The organism is Hymenobacter sp. DG25A, assembly GCF_001280305.1.
GTDB lineage: Bacteria > Bacteroidota > Bacteroidia > Cytophagales > Hymenobacteraceae > Hymenobacter.
The window spans coordinates 1,700,926-1,722,762 of the sequence record NZ_CP012623.1; the positions used below are offsets into that span (position 1 = coordinate 1,700,926).

Annotated in this window: 16 protein-coding genes; 8 read left to right on the forward strand and 8 right to left on the reverse strand. The window is 58.7% G+C overall.

Going from position 1 to position 21,837, the window contains the following annotated elements:
* Window positions 1-277: 277 nt before the first annotated feature.
* Window positions 278-1,252 carry a c-type cytochrome gene (locus AM218_RS07390; RefSeq protein WP_054413261.1) on the forward strand — a complete coding sequence of 325 codons (975 nt, stop codon included), beginning with the start codon at window positions 278-280 and terminating at the stop codon, window positions 1,250-1,252.
* A 277-nt stretch (window positions 1,253-1,529) separates the two neighbouring features.
* Entirely contained in the window at window positions 1,530-2,489 is a 960-nt protein-coding gene (locus AM218_RS07395) for a cytochrome c (RefSeq protein WP_054413263.1), read from the forward strand.
* A 92-nt stretch (window positions 2,490-2,581) separates the two neighbouring features.
* Here the strand turns inward: AM218_RS07395 and AM218_RS07400 are convergent, their stop codons facing one another.
* Complete coding sequence (locus tag AM218_RS07400) at window positions 2,582-3,688, reverse strand: vWA domain-containing protein (protein ID WP_054415395.1); 1,107 nt, start codon at window positions 3,686-3,688, stop codon at window positions 2,582-2,584.
* A gap of 140 nt (window positions 3,689-3,828) precedes the next feature.
* On the opposite strand from AM218_RS07400, the gene AM218_RS07405 reads away from it, so the two are divergent.
* Together AM218_RS07405 and AM218_RS07410 are read left to right on the forward strand one after the other, a co-directional pair.
* Window positions 3,829-4,110 carry a DUF427 domain-containing protein gene (locus tag AM218_RS07405; RefSeq protein ID WP_054413266.1) on the forward strand — a complete coding sequence of 94 codons (282 nt, stop codon included), beginning with the start codon at window positions 3,829-3,831 and terminating at the stop codon, window positions 4,108-4,110.
* Window positions 4,111-4,191: 81 nt separating this feature from the next.
* Window positions 4,192-4,812: a hypothetical protein gene (locus AM218_RS07410; RefSeq protein ID WP_054413268.1), complete on the forward strand. Its 621-nt coding sequence runs from the start codon at window positions 4,192-4,194 to the stop codon at window positions 4,810-4,812.
* Between the two features lie 94 nt (window positions 4,813-4,906).
* Here AM218_RS07410 and AM218_RS07415 read toward each other — a convergent pair whose 3' ends face one another.
* Window positions 4,907-5,884 (reverse strand): acyl-ACP desaturase, encoded by a 978-nt coding sequence (locus AM218_RS07415; RefSeq protein WP_054413271.1) that lies wholly within the window; start codon window positions 5,882-5,884, stop codon window positions 4,907-4,909.
* A 129-nt stretch (window positions 5,885-6,013) separates the two neighbouring features.
* Window positions 6,014-7,606: a hypothetical protein gene (locus tag AM218_RS07420; RefSeq protein ID WP_054413273.1), complete on the reverse strand. Its 1,593-nt coding sequence runs from the start codon at window positions 7,604-7,606 to the stop codon at window positions 6,014-6,016.
* A 191-nt stretch (window positions 7,607-7,797) separates the two neighbouring features.
* On the opposite strand from AM218_RS07420, the gene AM218_RS07425 reads away from it, so the two are divergent.
* On the forward strand, window positions 7,798-9,432 hold the full coding sequence (locus tag AM218_RS07425; RefSeq protein ID WP_054413277.1) for an ArnT family glycosyltransferase: 1,635 nt from the start codon (window positions 7,798-7,800) through the stop codon (window positions 9,430-9,432).
* Here AM218_RS07425 and AM218_RS07430 read toward each other — a convergent pair.
* The 3 genes from AM218_RS07430 to AM218_RS07440 are packed head-to-tail and all read right to left on the reverse strand — an operon-like array spanning window position 9,414 to window position 12,715.
* Window positions 9,414-10,361, reverse strand: a complete 948-nt coding sequence (locus AM218_RS07430; RefSeq protein WP_054413278.1) for a glycosyltransferase family 2 protein — start codon at window positions 10,359-10,361, stop codon at window positions 9,414-9,416. The genes AM218_RS07425 and AM218_RS07430 overlap by 19 nt on opposite strands.
* Complete coding sequence (locus AM218_RS07435; protein WP_054413279.1) at window positions 10,358-11,671, reverse strand: MATE family efflux transporter; 1,314 nt, start codon at window positions 11,669-11,671, stop codon at window positions 10,358-10,360. The genes AM218_RS07430 and AM218_RS07435 overlap by 4 nt, the downstream gene beginning before the upstream one ends.
* Window positions 11,672-11,686: 15 nt before the next feature.
* Window positions 11,687-12,715 (reverse strand): GNAT family N-acetyltransferase, encoded by a 1,029-nt coding sequence (locus AM218_RS07440; protein WP_054413280.1) that lies wholly within the window; start codon window positions 12,713-12,715, stop codon window positions 11,687-11,689.
* Window positions 12,716-12,863: 148 nt separating this feature from the next.
* On the opposite strand from AM218_RS07440, the gene AM218_RS07445 reads away from it, so the two are divergent.
* Together AM218_RS07445 and corA are read left to right on the forward strand one after the other, a co-directional pair.
* On the forward strand, window positions 12,864-13,787 hold the full coding sequence (locus AM218_RS07445) for a hypothetical protein (protein ID WP_054413281.1): 924 nt from the start codon (window positions 12,864-12,866) through the stop codon (window positions 13,785-13,787).
* An 83-nt stretch (window positions 13,788-13,870) separates the two neighbouring features.
* On the forward strand, window positions 13,871-15,067 hold the full coding sequence (gene corA / locus AM218_RS07450) for a magnesium/cobalt transporter CorA (protein WP_082318115.1): 1,197 nt from the start codon (window positions 13,871-13,873) through the stop codon (window positions 15,065-15,067).
* Window positions 15,068-15,254: 187 nt separating this feature from the next.
* On the opposite strand, the gene AM218_RS07455 is transcribed toward corA, so the two are convergent.
* The gene (locus AM218_RS07455) at window positions 15,255-17,984 is read right to left on the reverse strand and encodes a hypothetical protein (RefSeq protein ID WP_054413282.1); all 2,730 of its coding nucleotides are present in this window, start codon (window positions 17,982-17,984) and stop codon (window positions 15,255-15,257) included.
* Between the two features lie 957 nt (window positions 17,985-18,941).
* Here AM218_RS07455 and AM218_RS07460 point away from each other — a divergent pair.
* Window positions 18,942-20,018, forward strand: a complete 1,077-nt coding sequence (locus tag AM218_RS07460; RefSeq protein ID WP_071843724.1) for a family 16 glycosylhydrolase — start codon at window positions 18,942-18,944, stop codon at window positions 20,016-20,018.
* Between the two features lie 259 nt (window positions 20,019-20,277).
* Here AM218_RS07460 and AM218_RS07465 read toward each other — a convergent pair whose 3' ends face one another.
* The gene (locus AM218_RS07465) at window positions 20,278-21,486 is read right to left on the reverse strand and encodes a porin (RefSeq protein ID WP_054413283.1); all 1,209 of its coding nucleotides are present in this window, start codon (window positions 21,484-21,486) and stop codon (window positions 20,278-20,280) included.
* Window positions 21,487-21,837: the final 351 nt, after the last annotated feature.

Sequence of the window (21,837 nt, forward strand, 5' to 3'; positions counted from 1 at the left end):
ATGCGGGCGGCTGGAGTACTGGTATAACTAGTAAGCGGGGCGGTTGGTTCGGGCGGAAAGCACACCTGTTTTGCTATTTGGCCACCAGGGCCCGATTTAGCGCCTGGGCTTTGCACAATATCTGCTTTAAGTCATCGGCTTTCCCTAAAGCCAACCTACTCCAGCCCAAAAAAGCACTTTCTATCACATCATTATGTGATACCGCAGACTACTAGTTGATTAGCCTAAGCTTACCTAATAGCATATACTTGCAGCTGTGTCTTTATTATGTCATTTTATGAAGAAAATATTCAAACTTCTGGGCGGAGTGCTGGCTATTGGGGTGCTGGCTATCCTGGGGTTTGTGGTATGGGTGCAGGCCCGGGGTGTTCCCACGTATGATACTCCTAAAATTCCCGTACAGCCCGTGGCCATTACGCCGGCGCGGGTGCTGCAGGGCGAAAAAATTGTAACAGCCATGTGCGCCGACTGCCACCTGGACCGCAACACCAACGCCCTGACCGGCAAGTTCCTGAATGATTTGCCCGCAGAATTCGGGAAGCTCTATTCCGCTAACATCACGCAGGACAAAGCGCACGGCATAGGCGCCTGGACCGATGCCGAGCTGGTGGGTTTGTTCCGCACCGGCATTGGCCGCGACGGCCGCTTCCGGATGGTGATGCCCAACTTCGTGCATATGTCGGATGAGGATGTGAACAGCGTTATTGCGTTTCTACGCTCCAACCATGCCCTGGTGCAGCCCAAACCCGTTCCCACGCATGAGCAGGAGCCTTCTTTCGTGGGCAAAATGCTGGTGAACACCGTCATGAAACCTACGCCCGTACCCACCAAGCCCGTACTGGACCCCGATACCACGGATGGGGTAGCCTACGGCCGCTACCTGGTGGTGGGCCGCTACAAGTGCTACGACTGCCACTCCAAGGATTTCAAAACCAACAACGCCCTGGTTCCCGAAAAATCAGAAGGCTACCTGGCGGGCGGCAATAAGCTACTGACCCCAACCGGCGAGGAGATTGTGAGCCGCAACATCACCTGTGATGATGAAACCGGCATTGGCGACTGGACCGAGGCCCAGTTTGTGCAGGCCGTGCGCTACGGGCAGTCCCCGAACGGCCTCCTGAAACTGCCCATGCCCAAATTCACGCTGATGTCGCCGCAGGAAGCCCGGGCAATTTACGCTTACCTGCACACGGTGCCAAAACTCAAGAATGCTACGCTAGAGGATGGCGTGGGGGTAGCAGCCAACAACTAATTATCTTTTCTATTCACGATCAACAAAAAGCCCCGGCGTTTTTATACCGGGGCTTTTTGTTGATCGTGAATATTAGCCACACCGATTTCCGGCGGTTGCGCTTGTAGTCTTCAAATATTAAATGACCCAAGCCTTTCAGGGAGCTGTAATAAGCAATGCGTTAAGAGTGTCTCCCAACTACTATAATACCTCAAACTCGACTATTTATTTATTGATATTTATTATGCTTTTTTATATACAACTCGCTACTAAATCCCCCCTATTATTTCGCGAGAACATGAAAAAGCCCCTGCATATCCTCGGTCTGGTAATTGGCATGCTGTTGCTGGCAGTGGCTGGCTTCGCCGCACTGATAAACAAACGAGGCAACCCTACCCAACAAGCGCCGACAGCGGTGCGGCCCAGCACCCCGAAACGCGTGCTGCAAGGCGAGAAAATAGTTGCGCTGATGTGCGTGCACTGCCACCGCAACCCGTCCACCAAGACGCTATCAGGCCGGCCCATGCCCGACCTGGGTACCGACCTGGGCAACTTGCATTCGGCTAATATTACGAAACACCCTCAATTCGGCATCGGGCAGTGGACCGACCAGCAAGTGGTGACCCTGCTGCGCACGGGGGCCGGCCCAGATGGCCGCCCGCGCTTGGGCATGCCGCGCTTTGCCTATCTCTCCGACGAAGACGCCGCCAGCATTGTGGCCTTTCTGCGGGCTGACAACCCACTGACCCGAGCCACCGCCCAGGCCAGCCCTCCTCAGAAACTGTCCCCGCTGGCCAAGTCGCTTATGACCACCGCGCTAAAGCCAATTCCGCCGGTCAAGCACCTCGCCGATGCGCCCCCCGCGTCCAGGCCGGTAGCCCTGGGCCGGTATCTGGTCATTGCCCGCTACCAGTGCTACTTCTGCCATTCGAAAAGCTTGAATACCAACAACGAATCCAACCCTGAACTATCAAAAGGCTATTTGGGTGGCGGCGACAAAATGCTCGACGATGACCTCAATGTTCGCATCAGCCGCAACATCACCATGGACCCCATTACAGGCCTCGGTAAATGGAGCGAAGAACAATTCAGCAAAGCAGTGAAATTTGGGATGGCACCCTCCGGCATCCTTCACGGCCCAATGCCCAAGTTCTCTACCCTCACCGACGAGGAAGTACACGCCTTGTGGGCTTACCTGAAAACCGTTCCCAGAATCAAAAATGCAACGCCGGAAGATGGCGTCGTACCAAACAAGTAAGGCAGATTGAGGAAGGCAAACCGAAGCCCGTCATGCTTCGGTCCCTGGCTTAATGCGCCATATGTTCAGCATGACGGCATTTTTGACTTCAATTACACCGACTTGCGCCGGTTGCGCTTGTAGTCTTCAAAGATCAAATGGCCCAGGCCTTTCAGAGAGCTGTAGTAAGCCTTACCCTGGTTTACCTGCGTAAACTCCTCCACAAACTGCTGCAGATACGGATCAGAGGCAATCATGAAGGTGGTGATGGGCACTTTCAGGCGGCGGGCGGCGGCGGCCAGGTTCAGGGTTTTGTTAACGACCTTACGGTCGAGCCCAAAGGAGTTTTTGTAGTAGCTGTTGCCTTCCTTCAGGCAGGTAGGCTTGCCGTCGGTAATCATGAAAATCTGCTTGTTGGGCGTTTTGCGCTTGCGCAGCAGATCCAGGGCCAGCTCCAGACCAGCCACGGTGTTGGTGTGATAGGGGCCTACCTGCAGGTACGGCAAATCCTTCACCTCAATCTGCCAGGCATCGTTGCCGAAAACCAGCACATCCAGGAAGTCTTTGGGGTACTTCTGCTTCACCAGTTCGGCCAGGGCCATGGCCACTTTTTTGGCGGGCGTAATCCGGTCCTCGCCGTACAGTATCATGGAGTGCGAAATGTCAATCATGAGCACGGTGCTGGTCTGGCTCTTGTGCTCATTCTCGCGCACTTCCAGGTCGCCTTCGGTCAGCATGAAGTCCCCGCCGCTCAGGCCGTGGTTGAGCTGGGCGTTGCGGATGCTTTCCGTCATGGAAATCTGGTCCAGGGAGTCGCCAAAGCGGAACTCGCGCATGTCGGTGCTTTGCTCGTCGCCCTGCCCGGTGTGGGGCGTGCGGTGGTTGCCCTGCCCCGATTTCTTGAGCTTGCCGAATATTTCCTCCAGCGCCGACTTCCGGATTTTCTGCTCGCTTTTGCCCGTGATGTTGAAGGCACCTTGTTTTTGCGGGTCATCATCGATGTAGCCCTTCTTTTTCAGGTCCTCAATGAAGTCGCCAATGCCATAGCCATCCTCCGTCAGCCCGTATTGCTTATCCAGCTCCGAGAGCCAGGACAGCGCTTCGCCTACATCACCACTGGTAATAGTGATGAGCTGCATAAATATCTTTAGTAGCGACTCAAACCCTTTATCGGGTAAGTCCTCGGGCACAAAATCCCGGAAACGAAAACCTGAAGCCATAACAAAGTCAATGAGCCCTGAGAACAACTAATCGGAGAAGTTAGTTTTTAGTTGCCGGTGAATGATACTTTGTAGAAAGGTATCTGCCGGCCTATCACTTCGCGGCAACAGCCCAACCATCCTAAACCGAACACCAAGCTATGAAAGCCATCTGGAACAATACGGTAGTAGCCGAGAGCGACGACACCGTAGTGGTAGAAAACAACCATTATTTCCCCGCTGAAGCCCTGAAAAAGGAATATTTCGAGGACAGCATTGCCGGCACCTCCTGCCCCTGGAAGGGGCGCGCCAGCTATTATTCCCTGCGGATTGAGGGAGAGCTGAACAAGGATGCTGCCTGGTACTATCCTACCCCCTCAGAGGCCGCGCAGCACATTAAAGGGCGCGTGGCATTCTGGAAAGGTGTGCAGATAGTACCGTAAATCGGGCAACCTCTGCGTCATTTTCCGGGTACTACCTAGCTAGAGGGCCGGCTTTTTCGTGGGCTCCTTAGCCTGTTTGCTATGAAAAAGCTCGTCTTACCCCTGCTGGTGGCGCTGGCAGCCTGCGACTCTTCCCGCACCACTACTGAAACCGCCGATCCGGCGCAGTTGCGTGCTACAACCACGCCGGCAGCCCCGGCCTCGGCGGTAACCTTCCGGAAAGAGATTCGGCATAGCGACTTCCGGTTTCTGGTGCAAACCACCGGCGAAGGTGCTCAGCAGCAGCTGAGTTTGCACACGGAGAAAAAGGGCCGCACCCTAGCCACCACCACCCAGCAGCTGGAAGGCCGGGTATCAGATGTGGTGGTTACCAACCTTAACCAGAACGACTTTCCTGAGCTATTGATCTTTGTGAGCGACGCCGGCAGCGGCTCCTACGGGCAGCTGCTGGGCTTTGAGTACCAAAACCAGGGCCGCCGGGCCGTTACGCTGCCCAACTTGGGCGGGCCAGCCGCCAAAGGCTACCAGGGCCACGATACCTTTGAGGTGGTAGGCCAGCAGGTGCTGCGGCACTTCCCGGTATACCAGGAAGAAGATGCCAACTGCTGCCCCAGCGGCGGCACCCGTACTATCCACTATCAGCTACCCAAGATGAGTTTGGTTTTCAAGCAGATAGCTTTCGAGAACAGCATCAATCCCTAAGCGCAAGCAGCCTGGCGTATATATCTGGCATCAAAAATCCCCGCCTTCTCCTATCAGAAGAAAGCGGGGATTTTTTGTAGGCGACTAAGCTTGGTTAGTCAATCCACTTAAAGCGGTATTCCAGTTTGGGCACCGGCATGCGCTCTGATACGCGGCGCAGGCGGGCAGGCAGGGCCATAATATAGTCCCGGGCCTTTTCCGCCTGACCATTTAGGCCGGTGATTTGGCTAACTTTCCAGGTAGAAATGAGGCCTTCCAGAATATCGGTGTAGTCCTGGCTGGTGTATACCCCAAGGCGCTGGGCAGCATCGGTGAAGTGACCGAAGGTTTTGCCCATTTCCACGCCCATTTCGCGCATGTAGTGCGCGGGCATCACAATCTTTTTGCGCATCATATCCTCAAAGGCCAGCATCATTTCTGATGGGTCAACTTCGAAGACTTTCTCCACAAACGTCTGATACACGCGGGCGTGGCGGGATTCGTCGCCGGCAATCATACCGCAGAGCTTGGATAGCGAGGCATCCCCGGCTTTGCGGGCCAGCGTGCCTACCCGGCGGTGCGAGAGGTTGGTGGCGGCTTCCTGATAGCTGGTGTAAATAAAGGCGCGGTAGGGGTCGTGGGCAGTGCCCAGGTCAAAACCGTCGGCAATCAGGTAGTGGGTGCTGACCTCAAACTCACGCATGTTTACGCGGCCGGAAAGGTATAGGTAGCGGTTGAGCAGGTCGCCGTGGCGGTTTTCCTCGGCTGTCCAGCCCCGGATCCATTGCGCCCACCCATTGTTGGGGTCCCGGCCCAAATCATCGAGCTGATGAAACCAGGCCTCGTAGTTAGGCAGGGCTTCTTCGGTGATGGTATCGCCAATGAGTACAGCCATCAGATCGTAGCTCAGCTCCTTGGCACGCTCCCGCAGCTCCTTTACTTCATCAAAGAATGTATCGTGGCGGGGGTCGGGCAGAAAGTCGGAAGGCTGCCAGCTTTCATCTACCTTCTTGAGGAAAGAACCCATGTTCTCCCGCAAAAATGGTTCGATGTGCTGAAGTACTTCCCCGCGGGAAGTGAGGGTCGCAATCATGTGGCGTGGTGGAAAAAGGGGTTCAGAATCAAGCGTCAAATGTAAAGATTCGCTTTTCAGCACTTACGTGTGGCACGTTTAAGAGCGACTATAAAATTTTGGCATTTTTCCTTGTTTTCACTTATAAGGCTATTCAAACACGGGAATATACAGCCGGGGCAGCTCATTTTTTTCCGGACCGGGCTGGCGGGTGCGCAGGCTTAGCCGGGGCTGGCCTTTTTGCTGCCGCCAGGCCAGGTGCTGATTAAGGAGCCGGGCGGTGCCAGGAGTAAGATACCATTTTACGGCCGCCCGGCGCCGGGCCAGCACCCGCAGGCTCTCGGTGAAGTCGCGGGTGCCGGTGAGGCGCTGCCGCAAGCGGGGCTGGGAAGGGTCTAGGGTGGGCCAGCCCGTGAGGTTCAGGCACGTTTTCAGGTAAGCGCTACCAATGGTATGCACCCGCAGCGGGTTCTGCGACTTATAAGTGGTGTTTACGGCATCCGTCACCACTACCGAGGCCGGGTAGGTAAGGCGCCGAAACCGCGCCAGCGCCCGGCGGCCGCGCAGCTGCTCGGCCGTCAGCGTGGTTTGCCGGTGCCAGAGCTTGTAGCCATAAGGGGCAGCGGCCAGCAGCAGCACCAACAGGAAGCTCAGGATTTCGTGGTTTACGGGCCGGCGCGAATCGCGCAGCAGAAACACCAGATTGGTCAGTACCCAGAGGTCCAGCACCGGCAGCGCCAGCCGGGAGGGCAGCTTCAGCATACTGCCTAATCCAAACAACAGAACCAGGAAAGCCACCTGCAATAGCCAGAACCGGCCGCGGCCGGCCATGCGCGCGCTGGTGGCTACCCATACCTGCAGGGCCAGAATCAGGAACAGCACGGGAAAGTAGTTGAGCACCAGCTGGCTGGCCGTAAGCAGGAGCTTTTGGGGCAGTACTTCCTGGGTGAAATACCGGGCATCGGGCACGTAGACCCGGGAGAAAAAGGCTTCGTTTATCAGGACAGAATCTCCCAACAGCCACTGCTCCACCTCCTGCACGCCTAGGCTATCGGCGGGGGTGCGCGGCATGGGGCGGTAAAGCTGGTAATCGTTGACGTTGGATTTGAGGACATCCAGGGTGCGAAAGGTGCTGGCCTCAGGGCCACGCAGCAGGCCGGCAGCCAGCCCTCCTATCAGCGCCCAGGCTACGGCGGCCGCCAGCACTGGCACAGCGCGTCGCCCGCCCAGCCACAGCACGCCGGGCACCACCAGCAGCAAAGCCAGATCGGCCGCGCTGGGACGTATAAGCCAGCTAAGGCCAAACGCTACAATGCCGATGATGCGGGCGCTGAACTGCTCCGGGCGCTGGGCGGCATACAGCAGCCCCGCCCCGGCCAGCAGCAAAGGCACCCGCATATAATTAAACCACATGGCATGCTCTACCCAGGCCATGGAGTAAAACAGCACCAGCAGCAGCGTAACCAGCCCAGGCGCCACCCGGTGCCGCACCAGTCGGTCGAGGACGGCAAAGGTTAGCGCCGTGGCCGCATACAGCAAGCCGTATAGCAGCACGCCATACCACGGCACGTTGGGCAACAGCCGGAACAGTCCGGCCAGCACCCAGGCTAAGCCATGAAAATACAGGTGCAGGTTGGTTACCGGAGTGGCCGCCGTATTGCCGCGCAGTAATTGGATGATGGCCAGATCATCGTTTGTCTCATAGTAGAAACCTAGCACCACTCCGGTAAGTACCAGCAGCAAGGCGGGCAATACCAGACAGTGCCAGATGCGAGGCCACCTCTTTATCATCTAACTTGAAAAAGGGATTTTTTGGATACAGCAGCGGCATGCTGCCTAGTATGATGTGGCGAAGTTGCAGGTTTTTTTGTCTTTTTCAGTGATACCAACAAAAGTAACCCTGCGCCTACCAGATAAACCCCTTGTTTTGTACTATGAAGGACTCCTCCCCGCGCCTGGCCGCTTGGACGCTGCTGAGCGTGGTGGTTTTCATAGTAGCTTATTTCTTCTTCACCCACGAAGGCCTCTACGACTACGATGACTACCACTATGCCCGACTGGCCCATGAGCTGGCCACGGGCACTTTTCAGGTAAACCCCGATGCCCGGCACCTGCTGGCCGAGCCGTTTCGGGAACGGCTGCTGGTTTTTGCACCGGTGGCCTTGCTGTACCGCCTGTTTGGCGTGGGCATCTATACCACTACGCTGTGGCCGCTGCTCTGCACGCTGGGCAGCGTGGTTTTCTGCTGGGCTTTATACCGCCGCCGGGAGCCGGTAGTAGCGGCCGGCGCCATGGTACTGCTGGGGCTGCACTATTTCATGCTCACGCTCTCCAACTTTCTCTATCCCGATAATATTCTGATGTTCGGGGCCGTGGCCAGCGCTGCGGCGCTGCTGTGGGGCCGGCGCAACGGGCAGCAGCACCCGGCACTTTGGGGAATAGGATTTGCGGCCTTAACGCTGGCCGCTTTTCTGGCGAAGGAAACCATTGTGTTTTACCTGCCATTTTATCTGAGCCTGCTGCTGGTGGACCTGCTACGTCGGCAGCACCAACGGTTCTGGCTGGCGGCGGTGGGCATGGGTGTATTCTTGCTAATCGGCTACCTGAGCTTTTACTACGCCCATACTGGCGACGCTCTCTACCGCCTGCACCGCATTGAGCAGGCCAACGTGTATTTTCAGCCGAAGAACTATCTGGGCAGCCAGCGCGGCCAGTTGCTGGCCCGGCTAACGTGGCAGCCCCTGGCCAGCTTCATCAGTTCGGGCATGGGCGTAGCAATGCTGCTGGCGCTGGTTGCTGCATTCAGTACCGCCCGCAAGCACCCGGAAGCCCGCTTCTGGTTGTGGCTTGCCCTCAGCTCGGTGGCCTGCTTTTGGTGGGGCAGCACCTCCCTGGCGCAGTACAACCCCATTACCCTCACCCCGCGCATGATGACTCCGCTCCTGCCTCCCCTGTGCCTGGCGGCCGGTTTTGGGCTGCGCGAGGCCCTTAGGAATTACCGCTATGCGGGGTGGCTGGCACTAGGCTTGCTGGGCTGCGCGCTCTGGCTGCACAACAGCGGCGCGGTGGTGTACGCAGGCACTGCCATTTGCTTTGCGGGTTTGTTTTTGGTGCTACGGTCGGGGCGATATTCTGACAGGCTTCGCTCCCGCCTGCCGGCGGTAATGGTGCTGGCCATAGCGGCGGTGCTGGCTATTCGGCCCCTGTATTTTATGGCCAAACCCAGCGCCTTTTCCTTTTTTGATCAGCAGGCCCTCATAAAGCAATATCTACCAGCTACCACCAAAGGCGTAGTTTTTGTAGATGAACACCTGCTGGAAAAGGCCGATTTTTACTACGGATTCACTCCGCCTCCGGCCCTGGTTTACCGGCGCTATGAAAGCGCCGACTCCCTACCCATAAAACCGGGCCAGTCGGCCTGGCTTTTGGTCAACGGCAGTACGCTCACCAACCCGGAGCTTACCCGGCAGCTTATCCGTTACTCGGAGTCGCAGGTGTTGGCGTGGTTTCCGCACCGGCAACTGGTAGCCCAAAAGGGAAAGGTGCACCTTTACCAGGTTTTTCCCTGAAGGCGGCTTAGCAGCCATGCCGCCCGGCCTACCAGTTGGTCCAACATAGTGACGCGGCCGGTTTGCTGAAGGAGCGCAAAGTAAGCCGCGGCCGCGCCGTAGCTACCCCAGCGGGCGGCCTGCCGCATTTCCCACCGCACCCGAATGGCCAGGGCATCCCGCTCTTCCTCGGTCTGGCATAGGGCCCAGGCTTTATGGCAGATGGTCAGCGTAGAGAGCAGGTGCGGGTCGCCGGGACGGTAGGCGCCGCGCGACATGGCCCGGCCGTGCTGCCGCTTGCGGGTGGTTACGGTATCGAGAAAGTAGAATTGCCAGTGGCGGGAGGCCCGCACCCAGAAATCGAAGTCCTCATAGTACAAAGTTTCATCATAGCCGTGCAGCTCGTCCAGGGTGGTGCGGCGCATCATCATGGTGGGGGTGCTGATGAAGTAGCGGCGCAGCACCTCGGCAAAAACCCACCCGGAAGTCGGCGCGGGGAAAGGTTTCCCGTGGCGCTGCCGGATGTGGTAGCGTAGGTGGCGGCCCTGCTCGTCAATCAGCTCGGCGTTGGAGTACACCATACCGGCAGTGGCGGGCAACTGCTGAAAAAAAGCTACCTGCCGGGCAATACGGTCCGGCAGCAGCACATCATCCGTGGCAAAATCAATCAGAAATTCACCCCCGGAGCTTCGATACGCTTCATTGAAAGCCCGGCAAAGCCCTATGTTTTGAGGATGCAGCTGCAGCTGCCACATGGGGTTGCAGTCCGCATATTCCTGCAGAATGGCCGCGCTGCCATCGGTACTGGCGTTATCTACGAGCAGCACCTGCACCTGCGGATAAGTCTGGGCCAGGATAGAATCCAGGGCTTCACGAAGAAAGGGTGCGTGGTTGTGGCAAATTGCCACAATGGTTACCAGCGGCAGCGCAGGATCAGCAGCGGGCATCATACAGGAGAAGAAGTAGGCAGCCAGTAATTCCGAAAACCGATGGCAGTACCTACCAGCAGTAGGCCAAACCGTACGGCGTGGGCCAGCGGGGCGCCCAGCAGCCCGAACCGGGGCAGCAACACCGCCAGCAGCACGGCATACAGCACCGCCGAGCCGGCCTGCACCGCTACATAACGCCCCACCTGCGCCCGCGCCGAAAGCAGAAACAGCAGCGTCCAGGTCAGGAATTTGGCCCAGTCGCCTAGCAGCTGCGGGCCCATGAGGGGAGCGGCGGCGGCAAAATGCTGCTCAAATAGCAGCGGTAACAGCCAGTGGCGCATCAGAAATAAAGCCCCCAGCCCCAGGGCCAGCACCGGCGCCAGCAACAGCAGCACCGTGCGCATGTAGGTACGCAGGGCCATAGGCTGATGAATCAGGGCCGCCAGCCGGGGGTAAAACACACTGCCCATCACTGCCGAAAACACCATGGTGTAGTTATCCGAGAGCTTGGCCACGGCCTGCCATAAATCCGTCTGGGCCAGGGAGAAATACCGAATCATGACGGAGCGCATCACAAAATCAACAGCTTTGCTGAACAGCAGTAGGCTGAGGGCCATCAGCAGGAAGTGACTCAGGGCGCGTAGGGCCGCGGGGCTGATGCGCCCACGGAGCCTGGGCAGCAGGCCGGCGCGACCTGCCACCACCAGAGAAACCAGCACCGTGCCGCCCTGCGCCAGCAGGTAAACCAACAACGCCCAGCGCACCGGCCAGCTGGCCGCCAACGCCCCGCCCACGGCCACTACCCCCAGCCCGCTCAACAGCACTGTGAGCCACACATAGGCCCGCAACCGCCCGGCCGCCAGCAGCACCGACACCAGAAACGCATGACCGGTTAGCAGGCCAATGCCCAGCGTAAACAGCAGCACCCAGCCTACAGAAGGCTGAAACACGCCCGCCAGGGGCCCACGGCCCAGCAGCAGCAACGCAGCGCCTAACGCCAGCACGGCCGCATTTACTACGATGCCAGCCCCCAGCCACAGCCGGAAACGGGCCGAGCCCGCCCGCAACGGTGCCAGGTATTTCACCATGCCCACATGCACGCCGTCGTTGGGCAGGGTGGTGAACATGGCCATTAGGTTCTGGAAATGGGCCAGCAGCGTAAGCCCACCGGGCCCGCCGTAGAGAGCCAGCAGCTTATTGAGCAGCAACGCTCCGCCCGCCCGGGCCAGCACCGCCACCCCCGACCCCAGGGAGCCGCGCAAAAAACGCCCCAGTACCGCGTTGCGGGTTTCGGGCTGTGAAGCGGGCGGAGAAGGGATGGCGGGGTTCAATGTGCAAAAAGGTGGCTACGGCTGCGAGGCCGCTGCCTCAAACGTAAATTTCTGGCTAACGACGCCTCCCAGATGCTCTTTAAACCGCAACAGCGGAAAATTGGGACTACCCCCCGGCAGCATGGAAGTACCCAGATCCAGCAAACGCATGCCATTGGCGCGACCAAAGGCGTGCAGACCGGCATTCAGCAGCACTACCGGGCTAAAGGCATTATAAGCCAGCGGACTGGCCGGGTAAAAGTTATACAGCACCTGCTCGTTAATACGAATAGCCACCGTGAGGGCAGCCCAGTTGCCCTGCGCATCGCGCACGGAAAACAGAAAAAATTCTCTCGGGAATTGCCTGAACAGCTCCTGCAGTCGCTCCAGGGGCAGGGACAGCGCCTGCGCTTTTTCCTGCCGGCAGCGCGCCAAAAACTCATAGGCCAGCGGCAGCAGCAAGGGCGGCTCCTGCTCAAACTGCATCCCGGCCCGCTGACACTTGCGCAGGCGCCGCTGCTCAGAAGGATGCAGGCGGGCTTCAAACGATGCACTCAGCGGCAAATGATGATTGACCTCGGCCTCTACCGCCCGGAAACCCAGGCTGGTGAGGGCCTGCCCCAGCAAAGGAACCGCCGCGGGATCATAAGCGCCAGGGTAGCACTTTAGGCGTGTGAGCGGTATTTTTAGGGTTTGCAGCTCGGCCAGCACAGCCGCCAGAAAGGCCTGCAGCACTTCTGCTGAAACCGAATCAGCCAGTTGAATGCCTCCGAACGGGGCCTGATAAGGGGAGATACTGTGGCCCGAAGCATGTGCCTCAAATACCGGAAACAAGGCTACTGTCTGCTGGCGGCGCTGGTCCTCCAGCCAGAACAGAAGCCGTACGGCCGGGGCCGGCTGCAAAGCCAGGTGGGCGGGCCGCAGAAACAGGAAAGGGTCGAAGGCCAGCGGCAGGCCGGGGGCCGCGCCGGTGCCTGACTGCCACCGCACGGTAAAGCGTCCGCCTGCTACCGGCAACACCAGGAAATCATCAGAAGCAGCAGTTTCACGCAACGCAGTAGGCATGGATGGAGGGCGAAAGTAAAAAAAACGCGGCGGCCCGGGGCCACCCCGTAGCTTTGCGGACCAACTTTTCCGTTTCTATCGGCGCTGATCTGCAAATCCTGGCTTCAATCAATGGTTGGCTGATGATACTTCTTCTCTACTGGTCTTTATGCTCGCGCTTCTGATTTACGTGCTCTTTTCGGGCACCATTGTTTTCACGTTTAAGTATTTCGGGCTCTTGCGAATTCCTACGTTTCAGGCGTTGGCAGTGAATTACCTGACCTGCACGGTCGTGGGCTGGCTGATGAGCGGCTCCCCTTCCCTGGCCCTGCTGCAAACGGGTGGCGCCTGGCTGGTGGCGGCAGTAGTGCTGGGCGCGCTCTTCATTGCCACTTTTTACCTGGTGGCCCTCACCACCCAGCGGGTTAGCGTTAGTGCGGCCGCGGTGGCTACCAAGATGTCACTGGTGCTGCCGGTGGCATTTAATCTGGTAGTGCTGCGGCAGGCCCAGCGGCCGTATACCGCGCTCAACTATGTGGGCATTGCGCTGGCGGTAGTGGCTATCATTCTCACCGTATGGAAGCCCGCCCCAGCCACGGCGGGCAGCCGGGGCGCCCAGGTAGCGCGCACCGACACCTGGGTACTGCCTGTGCTGGCATTCCTGGCCAGCGGCTCCGGCGACACACTCCTGAACTACGCCAGCTCCCGGCTGCTGCCCACGCCGGAGCATCAGGCCCTGTTCCCCATTCTGCTGTTTGGCACGGCGGCTGTGGTGGGGCTGGTTGTGCTGGCGGGCCGGCTGCTGGCTAACGTGGAAACCATACAATGGCGCAGCATTCCGGCGGGTGTTGTGCTGGGGATTCTGAACTTCTTCTCCGTCTATTTTCTAATTCGGGCCTTGGGGGCGTTTGGCAACGATGGGGCCTTTGTATACCCGCTGGCCAACATCGGCACCATTCTGCTGGGGGCGCTGGGCGGCTATGTGCTGTTCCGCGAGCGGCTGGGGCGTACCGGGCAGCTGGGCCTGCTCACGGCCCTGGTGGCCCTGTTACTGCTCTCCTACCAGGAGGTGCTGGCGGCGGCAGGAGCCTGAGGCGTTACTTTTTATGGTAGCTTCCGTAGCATATTCGGTTTCGCGCCGCTTTCCTTTGTTTCTCCCGCCTGCTCCTTAGCGCTATGTCTTCTATCCCGCCCCTCGGCGAAGCTACTATCCCACTACCGGCTGCGGAGTCGGAGGCTGAAGTAAATCCCAGCAGCATTTCCGACAAGGAGGCGACCAGGCAGGCCCGGCGCCAGGTAGTAGGCCAGCGGCCGGGCAGCCTCGTGATTCATGAGAATTCATTCAAGCCCCGGCTGTTTATGATTTCTTATGATGCCGAAGTTTTTGAGGAGCGGGAATATGCCAGTTACGATGAGCTGATAGACTACTTTGAGCGCAACCCTCACCTGCGCCACTGGATAGACGTGCGCGGGTACGACGACCTTCCCCTGATGGAGCGCATTATGGACGACTTTGAGCTGCACCCGCTGCAGATGGAAGACGTGCTGGGCGACTACCAGCGCGCCAAAGTGGAGGAGTTTGATGAGGGACGCCTGTTTATGGTTTCCCGCATGACGGAGTTCACCGATAATCTGGAAATCGACGACGACCAGCTTTCCCTGTTCACCGGCCCCAACTATGTGCTGTCTTTTCAGGATGATTACGATGACTGCCTAGACTCCGTGCGCCAGCGCATCCGCTCCGGCCGCAGCCAGATTATGCGCCGACCGCCGCTTTACCTGGCCTATAGCTTAACGGACGTCGTCCTCGACCACTACTTCCCCACCATGGCCGCCATTGGCGACTATATCGAGCATCTGGAAGAGCTCATCTTCCGCTCCAAACGCGCCGACCGCCGCCTGCTGGGCCGCATCCTGCAGATCAAGAAAGATATTGTGCGCTTCCGCCGGCTGGTGTACCCCGAGCGCGACAAAATCATGGAAATCCTGCGCCTGCCCGACGACGTGATGCCGGAGGAAATGAAGGTGTTTTACCGGGACTGCTACGACCACTCCGTGCAGGCCCTTGACCTGGCCGAGAGCTATAAGGAATCCGTGAACAGCCTGGTGGAGCTTTACCTCTCCGACCAAAGCAACCGCATGAATGAAGTGATGAAAGTGCTGACCATCATCAGCAGTATTTTCATCCCCCTCAGCTTCGTGGTGGGCCTCTACGGCATGAACTTCCAGCGCGAAAACCCGCACGGCGGCATCAATTACCTCAACATGCCCGAGCTATACCACCCGCTGGGCTACCCTATTCTCCTGGGCATCCTGCTGATGGTAGTGGTGGTGCAGCTGGTGTACTTTTACCGCAAAGGCTGGCTGTCGTAATACGGGACACTGATGTGTCATTGCGAGCAAAGCGAAGCAATCCGTCCTCTAAAATGTACTGAACCCTCAAAAAACCAGAAAGCCCTTGACGTACTGCACGCGTCAAGGGCTTTCTGGTAGAAAGGAGTGTATGGCTGCGGAGAGGACGGATTGCTTCGTGCCTCGCAATGACACTCACTTAAACCCGTTACTCCGCCGTTACGCTGGTGCGGCGCAGGGCGCGGCCTTCTGTGCGGTAGAGAATCCAGCTGTTGGTGCCGGTATCAAACCGGGCCCCTATAGCGGGGGTGGTGCTGGTATAGGAGCGTCCACCCAGTTGCTTACCTTTGGAATTATAGAGATACACCTGGTTGGGGCCCGGCTCCGTGATAGTGAAAAGCCGACGGCCCGTACCAAAATCAAAGAATTGCACTGGCTTTTCGCCGGAGGTGGTGAAGCGGCGCTCCAGAACGCGGCGCCCGGCGGCATCAAACAGGGTAAGGAGGCCATTGGCTTCCTGCCGCACCACCACATAGGAGCGCTTCTCCTGATCCGGGATAATGCGGAAGGTGCAGCCCCGGCTCCAGGTGCTGATGCGGCTGCGGTTGAGCACGTAGCCGCTCAGGTTAAACTGCACCCGCTCGCCCTGCTGCGTTACCACCGTCAGGCGGGTGCGCTGCAGCGTGGGCCCGGCTTCCACGAAAGCCGCCGTGTGCAGCCGCGCCCCCACGCTAATGGGGAAGCCCGGGTAAGTACCGCCCTGCTTATCAAAGGCGAAGATATAGCCGTTTTCCAGCAGCACTACAATCACATCGGAGCCGGCTACGCTGAGATAGTGCGGCGGCGCGGCCGGCGAAAACTCCAGGCGCTTGGGCTGCCAGTTGGGGAAGGCATTGCCGTTGGTATCGAAGAGGAAGAAGTTGCCACCGCCGCCCCCTACCAGCAGCCGCGTGGCGCCGCCCCGGCTCTGGGGCGAAGGTGTGAGGGAGCTTACCTGCACCGAATCGGGCAGGTTGAGGGGGAAGTGCGGCGCCAGGCGGCCCTGCGGATCGAAGAGGTATAGCTGGTTGGTGGAAGCCAGCAGAAAGCCCGAGGCATCGGCTACGGGCAGGCGGTGCACGGGCCCCACCACGGGGCCGCTGAGGGTATCAGACCAGGTAGCCACATTTTCCGGGGTGATGTAGTGCAGCACCCGCAGGCTGTCCTGCACCAGCACGCCGGGCGTGCGGGCATTGGCAATGTTCACCAGCAGGGGCGGCGTAAGCAGAGCGGATCTGAAGGTGAGGGTGCCCCCATCCTCGGCGGCCACCGCGCCCTGGGCCACGTTGTTTACGGCCGGGTGTCGGAGCAGCAGCTGGGTAAAATACTGGGCGCCTTTCTCCTGCTCACTATCGGCCGGCGGCACCAGCTGCAGGGCAAGCTGCGGAAAGCGCTTAAACAAGGTTTCGTTGCGCAGCAGGCCGGCGCGGCGGTCTTCCTTGAGGGCGCGCAGCAGTACGTTCCAGCTGTTCTGGGCGTCCATAATCACGCTGAGGCGAGCCAGCGGCTGCATCTCTTCCAGAAAAGCCACCTGGGTGGGCGACCGGGCCCACACCTGGCCGGCTACCACATCCTGCAGCCAGGGGCGCAGCTCGGCGGAGGTTTGGGCAAAGGCTACAAAGCTGCCGGCCTGCACCACAACCCCGGCGCCAAAGCCCCGGAAAAGCGGGCCCAGCAGGCGAGCCGGCACCTCATCAATGCCTACCTGATAAATCTGATACGGCCCCACCCGCTCAAAGGAAGGGCTGCCCCCGGCGGCACGGCGCAGGCGGCCCAGCGCCACGGCCATGCGCCGGGCATCGGCGGTGTGGGCCAGAGCAATGCGGGCCGGAGGCTGCCGGGCCGAGGCCGATGCCAGGTAGCACAGGGCCACTTCGCCATCCAGCAGCGCCGCCACGGAGTCCAGCGCCGTGTTGGCGGCGGCATCGGGCAGGGCGGGCATGGGCTGGCGGAGCGTGGCGGGCTGCTGAATGCCCAAGTGCAGCAGCACGGCCGTGCGCATGGAAAGAATATCGGCCATGCGCAGGCGCTGGGGCACCTGGCCCCGCAGGCGCAGGTGCAGGGCGTCGCGGGTGGTTTCGGGGTTCGTGAAGCCGTTGAAAACGACTTTGTTGCCGGCCAACTGCATTTCCAGCAGGCCGTTTTTACCCAGCCCGGTCAGCATTTCCATGCTGGGGCGCAGCTCGGGCCGGAAAAACAGGTTCAGGAAAGGCGGCAGCTGCCGGTAGTTTACCAGCAGGGTAGCATCTACGCCCTTCAGCTTTTGATAATCAATGTTATGAAAATCGGCGGCTACGGAGGGCTGGCCTTCGTGCTCGATGCGGGCAATAACCTTCTCAATCAGCAGCGGGCTGGCGCTGGCAATCAGGTGGTTGCGGTAGTTGAAATAAGTAACGCCCGCACCGGTGCCCTTCTCCCGGATATCGGTAATAACCTGGTTATGAAACTCACGGGTTTGCACCACAAAGCGCGGCAGGCGTCCCAGAGCTTCGGCCGCGCCCCGCACCTGCCGGAACTCGCGCACGCTGTTTAGCGGCACCTGATACAGCAGATCAAAAGAGCCGGGGCCGGTTACGTGCACGGAAACCAGCACCGTTTTGCGGCCCAGAAAGCGCAGCAGGTTGTTGCGGCTGCTGGTGAGGCTGTCCAGCAGTACGGCATTTTCCTCAAACTGCTGGAAATAGGGCAGCGCCGTGAGGTTGTCCCACAGCTGGGTTTCCTTGAGGTGGCGCACCAGCGTGGGATGGTCGCGGGTGGCAATTACAAATACGGCATCATCGGGCACCAGGGCCCAAGCATCCACGGGCACCCGGGCCACCGTGCGCCGGTAGTATACATAAGAGGCCAGGGCCGATAAGAGCAGCAGCCCGACCAGAAACGCCAGTAACTTATTGGACATGCAACACAGCCAGGGTGGAAAGCGGAAGGCGGCAAAGGTAGCTATTCGGCGGTAGCAGCCGGAAGGTTTTGCGCGGCAGCCCGGGCCGGGAAATCCGGGCCCTGTTTCAGCCTGTTTTTATATAGACGGGAAGGCAATAGAATGTGCTGCTGACATTGCCAGGCTATGGTCCTGCAGAGGCAGAGCCGAAGCATCTCGCGTGCTTCGGCTGAAAGGGTATACCACCCTATCTGTCATCCTGAGGCGACAGCCGAAGGACCTTCTCACCGCAGAACGATAATCGTCACAACGACTCGTTCAAACGTGAGAAGGTCCTTCGCAAGCTCAGGATGACAGATGGTTTTGGGCGTGATGCTTCGCCTAATCATTCATTCGACTCGATACGACTCGACTCCGCTCCGCTCAGCAACACAGTCAAAGCAGGGTAAACGCCCTGAAAGCCTACTGCTCATAAAGCTTGGCTTATTCCGCTTCTAACATCAGTTTCTGCGCTGCCACCGCACCCAAAACCGGTACAAAAGCTTGTCATCAGCTAAAATTCTGCGTGTTTTTTAACCGTAATCCTCCCCGGCCACCAGCCGCTAGGCCTTGCGGCGCGGTAACAGATTACCCTTGGTTTTACGTGTGCAGCAAGTGTGTACAGCGGCTGAGTTGCTGCGTCTGCCTGTCGCTATAGGCTGTTACAAAACTTGATTCTTTGCCGTAAGGGCCAGTAAATTAGGTTTCGGCGAAGATAATTTCCCGGCTTCGGCGCCTGGTTTTTCCTGCTCAGTGGCTGTCTTGGCGGACGCCGCAGGTCCCCCTGGGAAAGGCATTATAAAGATACCCGGCACTGCCTCTCCCCCACGCCGCCTGGCTTTTTCCCAAACACCCGCAGGCTACCCCGGCCCTGATTTTTACGCGTGGCGGCGTTTCCGCCTTCTGATTCCCTTCCCCAATCCCCAATTCCATCCCACTATGAAAAAAAGTACTCTGTCCATCTGGGCCATTCTGTGGCTGTTGTTTCTTACTGGCGGCACAGCTTCCGCGCAAACCTATTCGTTGGTCTGGGCCGATGAGTTTACGAGCGGCATCAGCTCGGCCTGGACGTTTGATACCGGCGGCGGCGGCTGGGGCAACAATGAAAAGCAGTATTACAAGGCCGCTAATGCCACGGTAGTCAATGGCAACCTGCTCATCACGGCCAAAAAAGAACGGGTGGGCGCTAATTCCTATACCTCTGCCCGCCTGAAAACCAAGGGCCTGAAGGAGTTCCAGTATGGCAAAATAGAAGCCCGGATTAAGATGCCCCTGGGCCAGGGCCTCTGGCCTGCGTTCTGGATGCTGGGCGCCAACAGCAGCACCGTTACGTGGCCGGCCTGCGGCGAAATTGACGTAGTGGAGCACATCAACACCGAAAATCTGGTGTATGGCACCACGCACTGGGACAGCAACGGCACGCATGCCCAGTACGGCGGCAACGTGGCCACCACCCCCGCCGACTACCACGTGTATTCCATTGAGTGGGATGCCTCCTACATCCGGTGGTTTGTGGATGGCGTGCAGTACCACGAGATACTGATTGCCAACAATACCGGCAGCACCGAGGAGTTTCACCGCCCGTTTTATCTGCTCCTGAACCTGGCGGTGGGCGGCAACTGGCCCGGCCAGACCGTAGACGGCACCAAGCTGCCCGCTACCATGTACGTTGACTATGTGCGGGTATACCAGCAGAGCACTACCACTACTGCCCTGGTGCAGCCGGCCACTTCTACCAGTGCCGCAAAAGCAGCCCCCGCCGCCCTGGCCGCCGAGCTGTACCCCAACCCACAGGCAGCCGGCCAGCCCATGCTGCTGCGCCTGAGCCGCCGTACGGCCGCAGCCCCCACCGTGAACATCCGCGTGCTGGATATGCAGGGCCGGCAGGTTTGGCGCAAAACCACCTCGGCTGAAAGCCTGAACGTGCAACAGGAGGCCGCTCTGCAAGCAGGGGTGTACCAGCTGCAGGTAACAGACGGGACCACCAAAATCAGCAAAAAGCTGGTGGTGCTGTAGCCTAAACGTTACCGTACTTCTTATACAAAACAGCGTTACCTGGCCGGGCCAGGTAACGCTGTTTTTTTATACAATATGCTTGCTTAAACTACCGCTTAGGGGCCGACATTCTTATCCGCCTTGGGCAGTGCTGCCAGCCATAACAGGAGGAAGATAAGCACGCTGCTATCTACCTGGTTTCCTGAGGTCTTCCTGCGAAGCAGAAAAGCCGGCATAGCTCCAGCCGGCAGCCAGCGACAAGCATTCGGCTACTCCAGACTTAAAAATTGAGCTGCGCCTGCAGGCGCAGCAAGCCACCCCGCTGTTTGTTATCGGGCTTTTGAAAATCCTCAAAGCGGCGGGATGAAAGCGTGTACATCGTTACCAGCTCAAAGCTGCTGACGGGCTGCCATTCCATCCCCAATTCGGCTTCGTGCACGGTATAGCTGCGCGCATCCCGCTCGTGTTTTTTGCCGCCATCATAATACTGCAGCCGCAGGAACGGGTAGAACTGCTGTTTCTTGTAGAGCATCCTATAATTCAGCAGCACGTAGCCTCCCTGCAGCTTTTGGGTTTCAATGCTGTCGGTGCGCGGGTTGAATTCCGGGCCGCGTCCAAAATTATATTCGGCCTGCACCCCAAACGGCTGCGGATACAGCACAAACGTAGCGGCCACCCGCTGGTCAGGGTAATTTAAATCGGGGCGGTATTTCACGCCCGCCGACAGCTGGTCTCTCCCCACCACGTATTTGCCGGAATAGGCTTGCAGCGAGGGCTCAATAATTTGCTGGCCTACTGCCAGCGGATAGGTGAGGCGGGCCACCACGTGGCGCTGATTATTGAGTTCCGGCCGGTTGGCAGTTTGCCCGTTATAGAGGCCCAGCCCCAGTACGCCATAGTCGCCGGAGCCTTTCAGGCCATCCTTCACCAGCTTACTGAACGTATGGCGCACGGCTGTAGGGGCCCAGTAGAAAAAGGCCCCCAGGTCCCGCTCGTTGGAAAGGGCGCTGTTGAGTGCGTCATTGCGGTCCAGAGCCAGGCGGTTCTGGCTGGACTGCATATTCTCGAAACCAAAAGGCACTTTACTTTGCCCCAACCGCACCCTGAACTGGCTGGCTTTGTCAAGGCCCAGGTCCATGTAGGCGTCGCGGAGCAGGCCAATGTTCAGGGAGGTACTGCCGCTGATGGTGCTGGCAAAGTCCGGCTGTATGTAGAAGTATACCCGCTCGTGCAGCTGCCCGTAGAAGATTATGCGGATGCGCCGGAGCGAAAACCCGCCATTATTGCCCCAGGATTTGTCGCACTGCTCACAGTTCAGATCGGGGTTTGTTTCGAAGAGACGGTTGTAGCGCGCCTGCACGTAGCCCCGGATACTGAAGGTTTCGGACCACTTTTTGGGCGCCACGGGTGCAGGAGCAACGGTGTCGGCCACTTGGCCGTGCGCATATCCGGAGGCCACAGCCAACAGAATGGTTAACAGTTTCTTCATAGAATAGTAATGTTAACATAAAGCTATAGCGGATAAGTCTATTCTACTGCTTTCGCCTTCATTATTTATTGAATTGAGGCGGCGAAGCTTTGTCCGGCGTGTAGGCAGCGTAGCATCCACCGGCCAGGCAGCATCAGATAAGGCGGCATAGTGTACCTAAGGTAAAGAATGCTACCGCGCCATCTACCTTCATTAAACCGGATGATGCGGCGCAGCAGGAAGTCACTAGAACGTCCTGCGGAGCTTGTTGAAGTTGGGAAAGCACGGGCATGTCGAGCGAAGTCGAGACATCTCGCGTGCTGACGTTGCCAAACTATTGTCATGCTGAGCGTAGCCGAACTTAAGGTCAAC

Coding starts and splice junctions, on each gene's coding strand:
- AM218_RS07390 (WP_054413261.1), top strand. CDS start 278: ATGAAGAAAATATTCAAACTTCTGGGCGGAGTGCTGGCTATTGGGGTG.
- AM218_RS07395 (WP_054413263.1), top strand. CDS start 1,530: ATGAAAAAGCCCCTGCATATCCTCGGTCTGGTAATTGGCATGCTGTTG.
- AM218_RS07400 (WP_054415395.1), bottom strand. CDS start 3,688: ATGGCTTCAGGTTTTCGTTTCCGGGATTTTGTGCCCGAGGACTTACCC.
- AM218_RS07405 (WP_054413266.1), top strand. CDS start 3,829: ATGAAAGCCATCTGGAACAATACGGTAGTAGCCGAGAGCGACGACACC.
- AM218_RS07410 (WP_054413268.1), top strand. CDS start 4,192: ATGAAAAAGCTCGTCTTACCCCTGCTGGTGGCGCTGGCAGCCTGCGAC.
- AM218_RS07415 (WP_054413271.1), bottom strand. CDS start 5,884: ATGATTGCGACCCTCACTTCCCGCGGGGAAGTACTTCAGCACATCGAA.
- AM218_RS07425 (WP_054413277.1), top strand. CDS start 7,798: ATGAAGGACTCCTCCCCGCGCCTGGCCGCTTGGACGCTGCTGAGCGTG.
- AM218_RS07430 (WP_054413278.1), bottom strand. CDS start 10,361: ATGATGCCCGCTGCTGATCCTGCGCTGCCGCTGGTAACCATTGTGGCA.
- AM218_RS07440 (WP_054413280.1), bottom strand. CDS start 12,715: ATGCCTACTGCGTTGCGTGAAACTGCTGCTTCTGATGATTTCCTGGTG.
- AM218_RS07445 (WP_054413281.1), top strand. CDS start 12,864: ATGCTCGCGCTTCTGATTTACGTGCTCTTTTCGGGCACCATTGTTTTC.
- corA (WP_082318115.1), top strand. CDS start 13,871: ATGTCTTCTATCCCGCCCCTCGGCGAAGCTACTATCCCACTACCGGCT.
- AM218_RS07455 (WP_054413282.1), bottom strand. CDS start 17,984: ATGTCCAATAAGTTACTGGCGTTTCTGGTCGGGCTGCTGCTCTTATCG.
- AM218_RS07460 (WP_071843724.1), top strand. CDS start 18,942: ATGAAAAAAAGTACTCTGTCCATCTGGGCCATTCTGTGGCTGTTGTTT.
- AM218_RS07465 (WP_054413283.1), bottom strand. CDS start 21,486: ATGAAGAAACTGTTAACCATTCTGTTGGCTGTGGCCTCCGGATATGCG.